General features: G+C 65.3%; 13 protein-coding genes. 9 read left to right on the top strand and 4 right to left on the bottom strand.

Annotated features, from left to right (window positions below):
* Positions 1–27 precede the first annotated feature (27 nt).
* Genes Q9Q95_RS13185 through Q9Q95_RS13155 form a run of 7 tightly spaced genes read left to right on the top strand, consistent with a single transcriptional unit; the run spans position 28 to position 7,323 of the window.
* The gene (locus Q9Q95_RS13185) at positions 28–945 is read left to right on the top strand and encodes a transposase (protein WP_306097591.1); all 918 of its coding nucleotides are present in this window, start codon (positions 28–30) and stop codon (positions 943–945) included.
* Entirely contained in the window at positions 942–2,738 is a 1,797-nt protein-coding gene (locus Q9Q95_RS13180; RefSeq protein WP_306097590.1) for an ABC transporter ATP-binding protein, read from the top strand. Before Q9Q95_RS13185 ends, Q9Q95_RS13180 begins: the two co-directional genes overlap by 4 nt.
* A complete protein-coding gene (locus Q9Q95_RS13175) occupies positions 2,735–3,226 on the top strand; it encodes a hypothetical protein (protein WP_306097589.1) in 492 nt (163 codons plus the stop codon). The genes Q9Q95_RS13180 and Q9Q95_RS13175 overlap by 4 nt, the downstream gene beginning before the upstream one ends.
* A complete protein-coding gene (locus Q9Q95_RS13170) occupies positions 3,223–4,272 on the top strand; it encodes an efflux RND transporter periplasmic adaptor subunit (RefSeq protein ID WP_306097588.1) in 1,050 nt (349 codons plus the stop codon). Before Q9Q95_RS13175 ends, Q9Q95_RS13170 begins: the two co-directional genes overlap by 4 nt.
* Positions 4,269–4,985, top strand: coding sequence for an ABC transporter ATP-binding protein (locus Q9Q95_RS13165; protein WP_306097587.1), 717 nt, complete (start codon positions 4,269–4,271; stop codon positions 4,983–4,985). Before Q9Q95_RS13170 ends, Q9Q95_RS13165 begins: the two co-directional genes overlap by 4 nt.
* The gene (locus Q9Q95_RS13160) at positions 4,982–6,142 is read left to right on the top strand and encodes an ABC transporter permease (protein WP_306097586.1); all 1,161 of its coding nucleotides are present in this window, start codon (positions 4,982–4,984) and stop codon (positions 6,140–6,142) included. The genes Q9Q95_RS13165 and Q9Q95_RS13160 overlap by 4 nt, the downstream gene beginning before the upstream one ends.
* On the top strand, positions 6,142–7,323 hold the full coding sequence (locus Q9Q95_RS13155) for an ABC transporter permease (RefSeq protein WP_306097585.1): 1,182 nt from the start codon (positions 6,142–6,144) through the stop codon (positions 7,321–7,323). The genes Q9Q95_RS13160 and Q9Q95_RS13155 overlap by 1 nt, the downstream gene beginning before the upstream one ends.
* 77 nt (positions 7,324–7,400) lie before the next feature.
* Here the strand turns inward: Q9Q95_RS13155 and Q9Q95_RS13150 are convergent, their stop codons facing one another.
* On the bottom strand, positions 7,401–8,291 hold the full coding sequence (locus Q9Q95_RS13150; protein ID WP_306097584.1) for a LysR family transcriptional regulator: 891 nt from the start codon (positions 8,289–8,291) through the stop codon (positions 7,401–7,403).
* A gap of 102 nt (positions 8,292–8,393) precedes the next feature.
* Here Q9Q95_RS13150 and Q9Q95_RS13145 point away from each other — a divergent pair, with 102 nt between their 5' ends.
* A complete protein-coding gene (locus Q9Q95_RS13145) occupies positions 8,394–9,278 on the top strand; it encodes an SDR family oxidoreductase (RefSeq protein ID WP_306097583.1) in 885 nt (294 codons plus the stop codon).
* A gap of 281 nt (positions 9,279–9,559) precedes the next feature.
* On the opposite strand, the gene Q9Q95_RS13140 is transcribed toward Q9Q95_RS13145, so the two are convergent.
* From Q9Q95_RS13140 to Q9Q95_RS13130, 3 genes are all read right to left on the bottom strand, one after another.
* Entirely contained in the window at positions 9,560–11,167 is a 1,608-nt protein-coding gene (locus Q9Q95_RS13140; RefSeq protein ID WP_306097582.1) for a DUF5597 domain-containing protein, read from the bottom strand.
* Positions 11,168–11,340: 173 nt separating this feature from the next.
* Positions 11,341–14,247 (bottom strand): TonB-dependent receptor domain-containing protein, encoded by a 2,907-nt coding sequence (locus Q9Q95_RS13135; protein ID WP_306097581.1) that lies wholly within the window; start codon positions 14,245–14,247, stop codon positions 11,341–11,343.
* Between the two features lie 382 nt (positions 14,248–14,629).
* Positions 14,630–15,076 carry a hypothetical protein gene (locus Q9Q95_RS13130; RefSeq protein WP_306097580.1) on the bottom strand — a complete coding sequence of 149 codons (447 nt, stop codon included), beginning with the start codon at positions 15,074–15,076 and terminating at the stop codon, positions 14,630–14,632.
* 297 nt (positions 15,077–15,373) lie between these two features.
* Here Q9Q95_RS13130 and idi point away from each other — a divergent pair, with 297 nt between their 5' ends.
* Complete coding sequence (gene idi / locus Q9Q95_RS13125) at positions 15,374–15,928, top strand: isopentenyl-diphosphate Delta-isomerase (protein WP_306097579.1); 555 nt, start codon at positions 15,374–15,376, stop codon at positions 15,926–15,928.
* Positions 15,929–15,960: the final 32 nt, after the last annotated feature.

The raw sequence follows: 15,960 nt of genomic DNA, 5'->3' as shown, positions 1-15,960 counted from the left end.
CCTTACGCACCGATAGGAGACGCCACCATGCCCCTCGTTATCGACTCTCCGCAGACCGACGCGATCGAGCTCGGCGCAATCATCGAATATTTGCACGACGAGAATATCGACACGTCGGATCACGATCAGATGATCGCGGCGGCACCGATGCTCAAGCGATTGAGCAACAATCGCACCTTCCTCGGCGACATGGCGCTCGAGGAGCTCAAGAAGCGTACCGGGATCGGCAACGGCTCAAACAATTACGGGCCGCAGGTCATCATGCTGTACGCGCCCACAAAGCGCCAGCAGACCTTCTTCCTGCGCGCAAATTTCTGGCCGTCTAACAACGATCACATCCTGCGCGCCAGCGGACCCGAGCAGTTCTTCTACCACCACCCGCACGATCACTCGTTCAACTTTCTGACCGTCGGCCATTTCGGCCCGGGCTACAGCAGCAACTATTATACCTATGATTACGAGAGCACCGCTGGTTACCCCGGCGAGCCGGTCGACCTGAAGTTCGTCGAGCAGAGCTCGTTGAGCGAGGGCAAGGTCATGCTCTACCGCGCCTGCTACGACATTCACGACCAGCTGCCGCCCGAGAGCATGTCGATCAGCCTCAACATCATGGAGCTGACGGTGCGCGGCAGCGTGGTCGACCAATACGGCTTCGACGTCGAGCGCAACTTCGTCGGCAGCATGATCAACCGCATGTCGATGTGCTCGCTGATGCCGATGATCGCCCAGGTCGGCGGCGGGAACGCCCAGGACTATCTCGCCGAGACGGCGCGGTCGCATCTCTCGGAGCGCGTGCGCTTCGCGGCGCTCAAGGCAATGGCCGCGACCAGACCGGATCTGGAAGGCACGAAGGAAGTGTTCGAGCAGGGCACGCGCAGCGACAGTGCGCTGGTCGCGGGCTGGTCCCGGCACAAGCTCGCCCGCCTCGAGAGCCTGCGCGCGTGACCCGCGCGGCGCCCACCGACGCCGCAGGCCCCGGGGCGGGGCCTGCATCCTATGCCGGCCTGTTCTCGGTATTGGGCCATGTCCGCATCGATCGCGCGGCGCTCGCCGTCGCGGCGCTGCTGACCTTGGTGGAGGTGGGCGGCACGCTCGGCTTTCCCCTGCTCACCCGGACGATCGTCGACGGCTCGGCCGCGCTCTCGACATCCGGCGGGCTGTTCGGCCAGCCGGCGGTCGTCCAGCTGGTCCTCGTCTTGCTCGCCGCCGCGGTCGCCGCGGCCGTCGCGCGCTATCTCACCAGCCGGGCGGGGCTTTCGTTCGGCGCCCGGCTGCGCAGCGCGGCGGTCGAGCGGCTCGTGGCGGCGCCGGTCACCTATCTGGATGGGCTGGCCAGCGGCGAAGTGACCAGCCGCGTGATCAACGACACCAAGGCCGTCGCCCAGCTCATCTCGCGCGAGAGCCTCAACGCCGCATCGGCAATATTGCTGCTCACCGGCGCGGCACTGGTGCTGTTCTCGATGGACGCCGCGCTCGCCGGCATATTGTTCGGCGTGATCGGCGCGGCCTTCCTCGCGATGCTGCCCGTGATGCTGACGATGGCCGCGGTGGCCTATCGCACCCAGGACGAGACTGCCCGGCTGAGCGGGCGCCTGACTCAGGTCTTCGCCGAAATGCGGATGGTCAAGACGTTCGACGCCGAGGAGCGTGAGCGCCGCCGCGCCGATGCCGGCATTTTCGCGCTGTTCGCGCTCGGTTGCCGCTCCGCCCGGATCGAGGCTGGGCTGAGCCCGGTGATGACGCTGGCGGTGACGATCTCGCTGGTGACCATACTCGCTTATGGCGGAATGCGCGTCGCGGCAGGGAGCCTGTCGTCGGGCACGCTCACCGCCTTCCTGCTCTACATCTTCACCGTGGTCGGGCCGCTGGCGCAGCTCACCAGCTTCTTCTCGCAGCTTTCGGTCGCGCGCGGCGCCTCGACTCGGCTCGCCGAAGTGCTGCGCCTCGCGCCCGAATGGTCGGCACCGGCAACCCCCCGCGCTCCCGTCGGCCGCATGCCGAAGGCGCTGGCCTTCGACCAGGTCCGCTTCAGCTATGGCGATCGCCTGGCGTTGTCGCTCGATGGCCTGGTCTTCGCGCCCGGCAGCCGCACTGCCATTATCGGCCCCAGCGGCTCGGGCAAGTCGACGTTGCTGGCGCTGGTCGAACGCTTTTATACGCCCGATCAGGGCAGCATCCGCCACGGCGATGAGAACATCACTGCGATCCCGCTGCGCGAGTGGCGCGCGCGGATCGGCTATGTCGCGCAGACCTCGGCGATGCTCTCGGGCAATGTTCGCGACAATCTCCTCTACGGGATCGACCGGCCGGTCGGCGACGAAGCGATCGCGAGCGCGCTCGCATTGTCGCGGTCGGACGGGTTCGTGGCGGCGCTGCCCGAGGGGCTCGACACGCAAATTGGCGAGCGCGGCGCCCGATTGTCGGGTGGCGAGCGCCAACGTCTCGCCATCGCCCGGATGTTCCTGCGCGATCCCGAGATCCTGCTCCTCGACGAGGCCACGTCGAGCCTCGACGAGGAAAACGCGCACCTCGTCCTGCAGGGTCTCGACGCATTGATGCGCGGGCGCACCTGTATCCTCGTCACGCACCGCATGACCGGGCTCGAGTCGATGGACCAGATCGTCGCGCTCGATCGAGGCGAATTGGCCGAGTGCGGCGCGCCCGAGGCCCTGCTGTCCGGCGCCGGCTTCTACCGCCGCCTCGTCCACCGCCAGTTCCTCCAGGAGAAGTTCGCATGACCGCGCCCTTCACACCCCAAGCTCCGGCCTCGACAATTTCGGGGCTGGCGGCGCACAAATGCACGCTGATCGGATGGATGATCGGCTGGGCATCGTTCACTTATGGCTCCGCCGTGGTGCGATGGCTGCAGGTCGGCAGCGAGACCGACCTGCGCGGCGCTGCCATGGCGGTGTTCGCGGTCGCCGACAAAGTGCCTCCCCATGCCAAGATCGGGTTCGGCGCACTGTTCCTGCTCCTGCTTTACGTGCTGCGCAGGCTGCCGCTGCCAGGTGGGTGCGCATCGGCCGGCATGGCGGCGAGCCTGGTCGCCGCGACAATCCTGCTCTGTGCCGCGCCGTTCGACTATTTCGCCGGCACCGGCGGCAGTGCACTCGGGAATGCCGGATTGGCTGCGACGGCACCGCATCTGCTGGTCGCGCTCGGTGCCGGGCTGGTCTGGGCGGCCGCATGCGCGCGTTGCGAGCGCAAGACGGAGAACGACCGATGACCGCGACCGTCGCCGACCGACTGCGCGAGCTCAGGCTCGATCGCGAGCCGACCAGGGCCATCCCCAGGGCGGCGCCCGCGGTCCGCACCGACCGCGATGGCGGCCGCCGCTCCTTGCTGCCGCTGCTGCTTACCGGGATGGCGAGCCTCGCGGTCGGCAGCGTCGCGACGGCGTCGCTGCTCGGGAGCGCCGGCGGCAAGCCTGAGCCCGTCGCCGCAGCGCCCGTCCCGCCGGCGAGTCCGATCGCGGAGGCGCCCGCGGCGAGCCTGGTCGCCGCCGGTTTCGTCGTGCCACAGCGCGGTGGTACCGTCGGCTCGCAAGTTACCGGGCAACTACGTCAGGTGCTCGTCGCCGAGGGCGACCATGTCCAGGCCGGCCAGATCATCGCCCGCGTCGACGATTCGGATGCGCGCGCGGCGCTCGACCGGGCAATCGCCGCGCAAGCCGAAGCACGCGAGACGGTCGCTGCCCTGCGTCACCAGCATCGCCAGGCCGTCGCTACGCTGGCACGTCGCCAGGCGCTCAGCCAGCGTGGCTTCACCACCATGGCGGCGCTCGAGGAAAGCCAGGCCGAGAGCGGCATGCTCGGCGCGCGCATTGCCGCCGCCGAAGCCGCATCGAGCGGCGCGACTGCGGCGGTGCGCGCGGCCCATGTCATGCTCGATCGCTACGCGATCCGCGCACCCTTTGCCGGAGTGGTAATCGAGAAGAATGCCGAAGTCGGCGAACTCGTTTCGCCGATCTCGGCGGGCGGCGGCTTTACGCGCACCGGGGTGGTGACCCTGGTCGACATGGCCAGCCTGCAAGTCGAGGCCGATGTCAACGAAGCCTATATCAGCGGCATCCGCTCGGGCCAGCGCGTGGCGCTGACCTTCGACGCGCTTCCCGGCGAGCGGTTCGAGGCAGCGGTCGCCGCGATCGTCCCCTCGGCGGACCGCAACCGTGCCACCGTGCGCGTCAACATCGCTTTCGTGCGCCGCGATCCGCGCATCCTTCCGCAAATGGCCGCCAAAGCGGCGTTCCTTCCCAAAGGAGACCCGTCATGAACTTCATGCAGCGCGTTCCCGCCGCCGACACGCTCATCGACATCGTCGATCTGTCGAAGCGCTATCGCCGCGGCAACACCGAAGTGCCGATCTTCGACAAGATGTCGCTGTCGATCGAGCGGGGGCGTTTCGTCGCCCTGATGGGGCCGTCGGGATCGGGCAAGACCACCTTGCTCAACATGCTCGCCGGCATCGATCGTCCGGACAGCGGCATGCTCGCCGTGGATGGCGAGCGGATCGACAGTTACAGCGACTCGGGCCTGACCCGATGGCGCGCGCAGACGCTCGGCTTCATCTTCCAATTCTACAATCTGATGCCGATGCTGACGGCGGCGCAGAATGTAGAACTGCCGCTGCTGCTCCACCGGATGGGCGCAAAGGAGCGCCGCCGCCGCGTCGATACGGCGCTCGACGTGGTCGGGCTCGCCGACCGCGCCCGGCATCGCCCGCGCGAGCTTTCGGGCGGACAGCAGCAGCGCGTCGCGATCGCCCGGGCGCTGGTCGCCGATCCCACGCTGATCCTCGCCGACGAACCTACCGGCGATCTCGATCGGCCGAGCGCCGACACGGTGCTCGGAATCCTCCGGTTGCTCGCCGACGAACTCGGCAAGACCATCGTGATGGTCACCCACGACCCCGTCGCCGCGCGGGCGGCCGATCTCACCCTTCATCTCGAGAAAGGACGCTTCGTCAACGAAGCGATCGCGGCATGAGGGAGGCGACGCTCGTCCGGCGCAACGCGCTGCGCAATCCGGTCCGCATGCTGCTGATGGTGGGATGCATCGCCGTCGCCTTCCTGATCTTCGGGGTGCTGAGCGCCGTCGCGACCGCATTCAGGCTCGAAGATCAGCCGGGCGCGCACGAGCGGATGATGGTGGTCAACCGCAACGGTTTCCAACAGACGCTGCCGATCGCCTATGCTCGCGACGTCGCCCGCCATGCCAATGTCGCCAGTTCGAGTCCGGTGCGCATGGCGCTGATCTATTGGCGTCAACCCAAGGACATCGTGTCGGCAGTGATGGTGGAGCCCGAGGCCTATCTCGGTCTGTCCAGGGACATGGTGAATGTCGCCGATGCGGACCGCGCCCGCTTCCTCGTCACGCGCGACGGCCTTCTGGTCGGCCGCGCATTGGCCGAACGCTATGGCTGGAAGCGCGGCGATCAGGTCACGCTGCAGAGTTTCAACGATCTGCGCGAAGACGGGACACGCGCCTGGCGCTTCACCGTTGCCGGCATCTACACCGCTGCCCAGCCGGGCGGCAGCGAACTCGGCTTGGCCGGGCACTTCGCCTATTACAACGAAGCGCTCCTCACCGGGCGCGACCGCATCAACTGGGTTCTGGTGCAGGGCCGTAATCTCGCCGCCAACGACGCGATGGCTCGCGCGATCGACGCCGGATACACCAATTCGGCGGCTGCGACACGCACGCAGAGCGAGGCTGCGCTTGGCCGTGCCTTCCTGTCGCAGATCGGCGATGTGATGCTGATCGTCCGGCTGATCGTCGGCGCGGCGTTTGTCGTCATCCTCTGCGTGGTCGGCAACACGCTGATCTTCATGGTCGGCGAGCGCACAAGCGAGATCGGAGTGCTCAAGACGCTCGGTTTCTCGCGGCTGCGTGTTGCGCGGATCTTCGCGGGTGAAGTCGCACTGATCACGGCAGCGGGCGCGATCGCGGGCATGAGCGTGGCAGCGCTGATCGTCTCGGCGATCGGCACCGCGCTGAAGGACGTGCTCCCCGGCATGGCTATGGGTACGTCCACGCTCGCCATGTCTGCCGGGCTCGCGGCGCTGCTGATCCTGCTGACCGGCATCCTGCCGGTGCTCAAGGCAAGCCGCGTCAACATCGTCGAAGCATTGGGGAGGAAGTGATGACGGGCAGCGTCAAACAGATCGCCGCAGTGGCGCGCATCGCCTTGCTCGGATTGCCGTCGCGTGCGCGCATGTCGTCCGCGACGGTGCTGAGCATCGCGCTTGCCACGCTGGTGCTGCTCGGCTTTCTCGCCATGGCTTCGGGCTTCCGCGCCACCCTCGCCGGCACGGGATCGGAGCGGAGCGCGATCATCCTCGCCGAGGGATCGGTGTCCGAATTCAACAGCGCGATCGATACTGCGCGGCTCGCCCGGCTCGACAACGCGCCGGGGATCGCCCTCGGCAAGAACGGACCGTTGCTCTCGGCCGAGAGTTTCGCGACGATCAGTGCAGTCGAGAACGGCGGCGCCGAATCGAGCGTTACCTTGCGCGGCATGGGACCGCAGGGACTGGCGGTCCGTCCGCTGGCACACCTTGCGAGCGGCCGCATGTTCACCCCGGGCCGCAACGAACTCGTTGTCGGCAGTGCACTCGCGGGGCGCTACCGCGACCTCAAGCCCGGCGCCAATGTGCGTCTCGCCGGCATGGCGTGGCGTGTCGTCGGCGTGTTCGACGCCGGTGGGTCGGCGATGGAATCGGAGGTCTGGGCCGACCGGAAACTGGTCGGCCAATTCTTCGGATCGAGCGCCGCGGCGCAATCGGTGCGCGCAAGGCTGAACGACGCTTCCGCGCTCGCCAAGCTCCAGCGCTACCTCGCCGCCGATCCCAGCCTGAAACTCGTGGCCCGTTCCGAGCGCGACTATTTCGCGGCGCAGGCGAGAAACATGGGCAAGCTCATCCTGTTCGTCGGCTGGCCGCTCGGCATCGCGATGGCGGTCGGCGCGCTCGCCGGCGCGCTCAACACGATGTTCACTTCGATATCGACACGCTCGACCGAGATCGCGACTCTGCGCATCCTCGGCTTTCGCGGGCCGTCGATCTTCGTGAGCACAATGACGGAAGCGGTGTTGCTCGTGCTGCTCGGCGCGGGGCTCGGAGTGGCTATGGCTGGCCTGTTCCTGCAAGGTCGCAGCGCGAGCACGATCGGCGGCAACCTCACCCAGGTGATGTTCAAGTTCGATCTTACTGCGAACGACATCGTCCAGGCCGTGACCCTGGCGTTGATCGTCGGGGTGCTGGGCGGCGCGGTACCGGCATGGCGCGCCGCCCGACGGCCGCTGGTCACCGCCGCGATGGGGTGACCGGCGCTCCGGCTTCCTCACGTGCCCGTCGTCGCGGATCACGGGCCATTGGCTCATGCTCTCGGTAGACGACGTCGCTAATCGATGAAGGCGGCCAATTCGTCAGGCGAGCCACCGGGGAAACGCTTCTGAAGATAGGTCAGGAATGCGGAAACCCGGGCGCTCAGCAGACGACGCGACGGATAGAGCGCCCATAGCGCGATGTCCGGCCCCTCCGCATCACCCCAACGCGACAAGCGACCGGCAGACAGGTCATCGCCCACGAGGGACAGTGGCAGCCGACCCGCTCCGACATCCAGCCTGACCGCGTCGCGGACCATCATCATCGAGGAAACCGAAAGGACCGGATCGATCGCGAGCGTTATCGGGCCATCGCGCGTCGTCATGCGCCAGGCGACCGGCGGATCGCCGCCGCCCCGCACCACGACCGGCACGGCGGAGCCGTCTGCCAGCCGGCACCGGCCGGGATGCGCCACGACAACCAGCCGATCGCGGAGGAACGCCCGGCCGACAAGGCTTTCGTCCACGCGCGGATTCACCCGTATGACCAGATCATAGCCTTCCTCGACCATGTCGACCTCACGATCGTCCGCGGTGACCTCCAGTCGAACCTGGGGATATTCCAGCGCGAATCCCGCGGCCAGCTTCCCCATCGCGGCTTGCGAGAACAGCAAGGGGGCGCTGATCCGTAGCCGGCCGCGCGGCGCGTCGCCGCCCGCCGCTATCGCCGCCGCCGTCTCGTTGAGTTCGACGAGCAGCGCGCCGGTCCGCTGATGGAGCGCCCGCCCCTCCTCGGTGAGCTTGAGATCGCGTGCCCCGCGCTCGAACAGGCGGATCCCCAAGGCGGCCTCCAATTCCGATACTCGCCGGGAGAGAGTCGCTTTGGGCCGACCGGCGGCACGCGCGGCGCGCCCGAACCCGCCATGCCTGGCGACGAGGTTGAAATCAGCGAGCGCGAGAAGGTCCATACGTTCCACCAGTGAGACGATGTGTTCAAATATAACGTCTATTAGCTCATTTGTGGATCAGTAATTTCGGGAGCGTCAATCATGACAGCTCGGAGATTCATCATGACCATTCTCGTCATCGGCGCGACCGGCCGCGTTGGCCGCAATGTCGTCGAACAACTCGTCAAGCGCGGAGCTTCGGTGCGCATCCTCACCCGCGATCCGTCGAAAGCCAGGTTCCCGGCCGGCGTCGAGCTCGCGCAGGGCGACCTGCTGGACATCGATGCGCTTCGCGCCGCGTTCATCGGCGTGGACGCGTTCTTCCTGCTCAATGCCGTCACCGGCGACGAATTCACCCAAGCGCTCATCACCCTCAATATCGCGCGCGAGGCGGGCGTCGATCGCGTCGTCTATCTATCGGTGATCCACGCCGATCGCTTCGTGAACGTTCCGCATTTCGCAGTGAAATCCGGCGCGGAGCGGATGATCGAGCAGATGGGCTTCAGCGCCACGATCCTGCGTCCGTCCTACTTCATGGACAATGAGCACATGATCAAGGACGTGATTTTCGACCACGGCGTCTATCCCATGCCGATCGGGAGCAAGGGCATCGCCATGGTCGACGCGCGCGACATCGCGGAGGTCGCGGCGATCGAGCTCGTGCGGCGTGCGGACGCCCCGGGGAAATTGCCGATCGAGACCATCAACCTTGTCGGCCCCGACACGCTGACCGGTTCGGATGTGGCCGCGATCTGGTCCGACGTCCTCGGCCGCCCGGTCGCCTATGGCGACGACGATCCGAGCGCGTTCGAGCAGAATATGGCCAACTTCATGCCGAAATGGACGGCTTATGAGATGCGCTTGATGGCGGAGCGCTATGTCAGCGACGGCATGGTTCCTGAGGCTGGCGATGTCGACCGCCTGACCAGCATCCTGGATCGCCCGTTGCACTCCTATCGCACCTTCGCATCCGAACTCGCGTCGGGGGAGGCAGCGACCAGGGTGTGATCGCGCTCACGCGGAAGTCCGGCCGGCGGGGCTGCCATATGAGGTGGCCCCGCAATCGCTTTCCGATGCGCCCCTGGCCGTCGCGCACGAAAACAGTCCAGCCGCAAGGCCATCGGCGCGAGATCACAGGTGTTTTTCGGTTCGCCACAGGCTCGGCATTCGGAAGTGCCTGTTCGATCCCGGTACGCAGGCGCGATCCTGCTGGCCAGGAATTGATGAAGATCCTCAACTTCCTAACCCTGCCGGGCCTTCCCGGAATATCACCGCGCGAGGCACTGCCGCTACGGATAGGTCCCCATCTCGACCTTGAGCAGCACGGGTTTGCCGGTGAAGTTGAATCCGTAATCGATCTGGTCGCCATTCCAGCGGCGGGCCATCTGCCATTTCCCGTTTCGGAAACTGCCTTCCTCGGCGCTGATGAGCTGTGCCTGTTCGCCCGCCTTGCCGTTCGCCAGCGACAGACGCACCCGAACGTCGGTCCCGGTGATCAGGAAGGTGTCGGGTTCGAGCTGCGCGACGACCATGCCGCCGACGGGCGCCTCCGCCAAAGGATGCGGATCGACCTTGGTCCAGCTCGACCAACCCGGCTCGCCCATCTGCCAGAGGCCATATTCCGCGCCGATGCGCCAGCGGCCCATCACCGTCGCCTGCTCCTTCGCCCCCTTTGCGGTGCCCCAGACCGGCTTCTCGAATGCGATCCTCGCCCAGTCGCGCGCGATGGGCGCAAGAAAGCGATAGGGCGCCGCGAATGCCTCGAAAGTTTCCGCGTCGAAGGCCTTCGCGCCCAGCGGATAGTTGAAGAAGCCGGTATCATCCATGCCGAACGGCGCGAAACCGATCGCACCGCGACCCAGCGCCGGCCACAGGAACCGCGCATAGTCCCGGGCATTGCCGATCTCCGGCACCATCAAGGCATTGTCAGGACGCGCATATTTATCGAGGTAGCTCGTCACCGCGAGCGGGTCGCGCGTGTAGATATCGGGAGCGACGAGGTCGATATGCGGGGCGGCCGCCTTCCAGATCGGGATGACGTTCCAGTTCGGCCCGCCCGATGGCCCGACATTGCCGCTCTCGTCGCTGAAAGCATCGCCAAGCGCGGCGTTCACATACATCGGCAGCGGCTTGATCGCCTTTCCGGCCGCGGCGATCTCATCGATATAGCGCGCCAGATGCCAGGTCTGGAAATACTGCTCGGCGCGCTTGCCGAATAATTGCGTCCAGCTGCCCGGCTCACGCTTGAGGGCGCGGACCAGCTCAGTGGGCACCGGGCCCTTGAACAGCCGGTCGGCATCCGGCGCATGGTCACGCGCGAGGCTATAGCTGCCCGCCTCATTCTCCGGCTGGACCATGATCACCCTATGGTCGCGGTCGATCGTGCGAAGATGCCGCATCAACGCGACGAAGGCATTTTTGTCCGCCTCGAGGGTGTTCCGGCCATGCGGGCTCAACGCGTAGTGCGTGGTCCCGTCGGGCTTCCGCATCCGCGGGAAACGCACGGTGTCGCGTTTCACCCATTCGGGCGCATAGCTGTTGCCGGTGTTCTTCCAGCTGGCGAACCACAGGAGGACGAGGCGGACCTGTCGCGCGCGCGCCTGTTCGACCAGAGCATCGACGAAGGCAAAGTCGAACCTGCCTTCGACGGGTTCGATCTGCTCCCAGGCGATCGGCATCTCGAGCGTATTGGCATGCATGCGCTCGATCGCCGGCCAGACCTGCGGCAGCATATCGGGATAGTTGCTCGAATTATTGGCCTGCGCGCCGAGCATGAGGAACGGGGCGCCATCGACGATCAGCGCGTGCCGACCGTCCTTCGATACCAGCCGCGGCGGCTCTTGCGCGCTCGCGGAGGCGATCAGGAGCGTGGAGGCGAGGCATGTAAACGAAGCCATGACGCGGCGAGACACGCGCACGCAAAACCTAGCTGATTGCATCTACGGTCCCGCCAATTGCCTGTGGAAGCCTGTGTCGCGGCGGCCGGGGAATGAATCCCCCGGCCGCCGGACATGGCATTGCACGTGCGGACGCAAATGTCGTGCCCCTTCCGCCCGCGCTCACGCGTCCGTCAGAAGCCGTAGCTCAGTCGCACATAACCGAACCGCCCCGGAATGTCGTAGGTGGTCGGATCGTAATTGTTCAGGCTGCACGAGATGCACGGCGGCGGGTCGCTGTCGAAGACGTTGTTGACGCCCAGGGTGAGCCCGAACCGCTCGCCCATCCAGCTCGGCCGGAAGCTGAACTGGACGTCGCCGTACAGGCGGCTGTCCAGCCGGTTGCCGCCCTGATTTTCCACGACGTTATCGATATAGCGCCCGGTGATGGCCAGTGCGACCGGCCCGATGTCCCAGTCGAGAGTCGCCTGCCCCTTGAAGTGCGGATAGGCCTGGTCGGGGCTGCCCCGCTCGGTGCCGGTATAGTCGGTAGTGGTCGATCCGCTCGTTGCCGGCACCGTCTCCTCATATTTGAGCAGATAATTGCCGCTCACCGATAGCCCGAAGGTGCCGGCCCCGGTGTCGCGGGTGCGCAGGTTGAGCGTCGCGTCGACGCCGCGGGTCCGGACGCCGCCGGTGTTGAGCAAGACGCCGTTGACTGCGGAGATGAAGCCGGCGGGCGTGCGCTCCACCGCCGCGCAGGACAAGGCGTCGCCGGTCTGGGCGCAGCGATCGAGCAGCACCTCCGCCGGGATCGATGCGATCGCGCCGTCGACCCTGATGTCGTAATAATTCACCTCGAGGCTCAGCGCGCTGAACATGCCGGCCCGCGCCCATGCCGGGCTGTAGACCGCGCCGAACACCCAGGTCTCCGCCGTCTCGGGCGCCAGCGCGGCGTTGCCGCCGGTGAGCACGCTGATCTGTCCGCCCTGCGGCTCGACATAGCTGCCATTGGCGGGGACGCCGTTCGCGATGCAATTGGCGCGGACCGTGGCGTTGGTCTGGAACAACCCGCCCGCCGCGCTGGTGCAAGGATCGTTGAGCGTCTGATCGAACCGCGACTGGGCACCGAACAACTCGCCGATCGATGCGGCGCGGAAGCTTTCGGCATATTGACCGCGCAGCAGCAGGTCCTCGACCGGCTTCCACAGCGCGCCGCCCGACAAGGTGGTGTTGCCGCCATAGGTCGAATTGTCCGAATAGCGCACCGCGCCGTTGAGCTCGACCAATCGCAGGAACGGCACGTCGCGGATCAGCGGCAAGCGCAATTCGCCATAGACTTCGTCCACGTCGAACGATCCGCGCGCGGCCTGAGCCGGAATGTCCGCGCCCAGCCCGGCCTGAATCACCGGATCGGGGGTGAAGCTGCCCTCCTGATAGCGATGTTCGTAGCCGAACGCGATGCCGACCGGCCCGCCGGGCAGGTCGAACAACTCGCCCGATACGTTGAACGTATAGTCCTGCAATTCCTGACTGCTGCGCGACTTCTCGTCGAACGCGACGAAGGCCAGCATCTGCGGAGTGATCGAGCCCAGCCCGCCGAAGATGTTGAACGGCACGCACGCCCCGGTGCACTGGCTGACCGGCCCGAGCGCCTGCGCCAGCCGCGCGGCGTTCAGATTTCCGGTGAACAGCTGATGCGCATCGTTGAAGCCGAAGACCGCGTTCGCGTCATAATACCAGGGGCGGCCGAACAGATGGAACTTGCCGTCGATCGTCCCGGTGACGCTGAGCGTGTCGACTTCCTGGTTGTAGGTGCGCTGCCCGGCCTCGACCAGCCGGCGCCCGACCAGCGAATAGGTCGCCGGCTGTCCGTTGGTGCCCGAATTCAGCGTGATGCCGAAAGGATTGTACGGATTGGTGACGTCGATCGAGATCGTGTCGAGCAGATTGCCGTTGCCCGAATCCGGGCCGACGTTCAGCGGCAGGAACGCCGCCTGATTCTGCGAATTGCGATGCGCCCAGCTCGCCTTGAGCCGCACGTTGAACGCCTCGGAAAACTCCGCCCGGGCGTTCATGAAGCCGCCATAGCGTTCGTTCGGCGTCAGGAAATAATTGAACGGCGCGAAGTTGAAGCGATCCGCCGTGGTGAAGGCGCGGAAGTCCCCGCCGACCAGAGTCGGATCATAGACCCCGCGCCCGTTCAGCGGCGGATTGCGCACGGTAATCGCGCCGCCCGCGGGCAGCGAAGGATTGCCGGGGTTGAACAGGATGCGCCCATTGACTGCCGCGCCCGAACAGCCGCCCACCGGATCGGTGCAGCTGGTCTGGCCGGGATTGGGGAATTGCGAGATCGCCCGATCGCGCGCGCGCACCGGGTCCTGCTTCGTATAGAAGCCGCCGATATCGAGATGGACCTGATCGTTGCCGCCGCCCCAGCTCAACTGGTAGTTCTGGGTGTCGCCGTCATTGTCGCCCAGATATTGGCCATATTGGGCGCTGGCGCGGAAACCCTGCTGGTTCGAGCGCGTGATGATGTTGACCACGCCGCCAATGGCGTCCGATCCGTAGAGCGCCGACGCCGCCGATTGCAGCACCTCGACGCGCTGGATCATCACATCGGGGATTGAATTGAGGTCGACCGTGCCGGGGATTCCGCTGGCGCTGGCGCCGTTGACGTAACGCAGGCCGTCCACCAACACGAGCGTGCGTTTCGCGCCAAGATAGCGCAGGTCGATCGCCGCCGACCCTGCCCCGACGCCGCCGCCATCGGGCGGATTGCCGAAATTGCCCGAATTGTTGAACTTCGAGTTGAGGCCGCCCGACGATGCCGGGATGCGCTGCAGCACGTCGACGATCGACGAAAGGCCGGTCTTCGCGATCGACGCTTCGTCGACGGTGACCACCGGCGAAGGATTGTCGAGCGGATCTCGCCGGATGCGCGATCCCGTCACCACGATATCTCCGCTGCTGTCGGCAGTGGCCTCTTGCGGGGTGTCTTCGGGAGCGGCCTGGGCGTGGACACTGAGCGGCAGCACCAAGGCCGAAACGGCAAGGGCAAGAACACTCGCGCGCGCGGTCACGAACGATCGGTTCATCATGTTCCCTCTTACAAAAAAACGGAAGGGCGCATTGGAGAACCATATGCTGCAGGACAGAAAGCACGCCATCAAGGCCCGAATAACGCCCAAACATCATCGGACGCATTATTGCGACATGTGTGTCTCACCGGACACATTATCTACGGCCTTCGGCCGATCAGGTCGAAAAGACCGCTGGAACGCCCTCGGAGAGTGGCGGCGCGCTCGATGTCGGCGACCTCGCCCGACAGCGATCCGACGACCGCCGTCATCAGCCAAGTGCGACGGCGTCGACAATGGACCGAGAGGCCGATGTCCTGCGGCGGCGCCCGCTGGCAAAACGCCCGCACATTCGTTGCCGCACCGAAACCGGCCTACGCGGGACCTCTTCCTGAACGCGCGGTCAACGCACCTGGTCTAGCCCTACCTTGCGCTGCTCCTCCAGCTGCAGCAGCTCGGCATGGTATTTTTCTATATCGGCCCAGGAATGCGGATCGCGCACGAGCTGGCCATCGAAGCACACGCTCTCTTCATATTCATGATACCAGAGTCGCTGAAATTCCTTCTCGAGCGACGTCCTGATTTCAAAGTCGCTCGCTTGATCGAACCATTGCGCCGATAAAGACCAATGGCTGGAGAATTCCTGCATCTCCCGGGTTTTTCGATCCGGAACGACCGCGAACAGACCTATGGTTACATTGCCGTCTTCATCGGATCCAATTTCAAATCTGGTAGTTATCATCGCCACCAGACCGACAAAGCTATACCTCCGCAGCAGCCCTATCAGGCGCTCCACTCGATCGACGCGCGATTCGCTGACATTCACAATGCACGGTGTTTTCTCATACATCCTGCCTGGCCCTTATATCGAATGCGGATCCGCGATCTGACTATATATAAGTCGTCGCAACATGCCAGCTCATGATATTGACATGTCAATCAGCAAATTTCGCTGCCTCATACAGTATCCGCCTCGCTGACGTCGCCGCGATCCCGCTTTGGTTTCGCCTGGTCGCTATCCACCTTGTGCAACAAGGCAATATGCAACTATGCTACATCAAGCGAAGTCCCTTCCGTGTGGCCTGTCTCACCATCATTCGAGACAACGGTCTATCGCTATCGAGAATGTCGACGGGATTGGATGATTATGATTCACGACGACACCAGTCTTTCCGAACAGTTGATACTCATCCGAGAATGCAACCGGGCTATAGGGTCGACAGATAAGCGCAGCGTGCACATCGAAGGACTTCTTCATCGCGCCTTTTCGATCTTTCTCCTCGATCAGGACGGCAGATTGCTGTTGCAGCGACGGCAGGCAGGAAAATACCACTCTGGTGGCCTATGGGCGAACGCATGCTGCGGCCACCCGCGGCCCGGAGAAGCCACGGGCGTCGCGGCCAATCGCCGCCTGCAAGAGGAATTGGGCATCACGGCGCGGCTGAAATATCAGTTTCGCGTACGCTACCGAACCAGGGTGAGCCCCACGATGGAAGAGAATGAGCTCGCCTATATCTATTTCGGGCGGCTCGATCAGCGGCCGTCGCCGAACCCGGCGGAGATCGACGAGATCAGCTTCCTCAATCTGCAGGAGCTGCGGGATTTCAGGGAAGGACATCCCGAACAAATGGCGCCCTGGCTACGGCACTATGTCGACAATCATTATGACCAGCTCGCCTCATCGGCCAGACGCCTGCCCTAACGAAACGCCCTGACACCAATATCCGGATCCAA

This window comes from Sphingomonas sp. DG1-23, from assembly GCF_030730875.1.
In the GTDB taxonomy this organism is placed as follows: Bacteria; Pseudomonadota; Alphaproteobacteria; order Sphingomonadales; family Sphingomonadaceae; genus Sphingomonas.
Note: the sequence above shows the minus strand (reverse complement) of the source record. Positions and strands in the feature narration are given on the sequence as shown.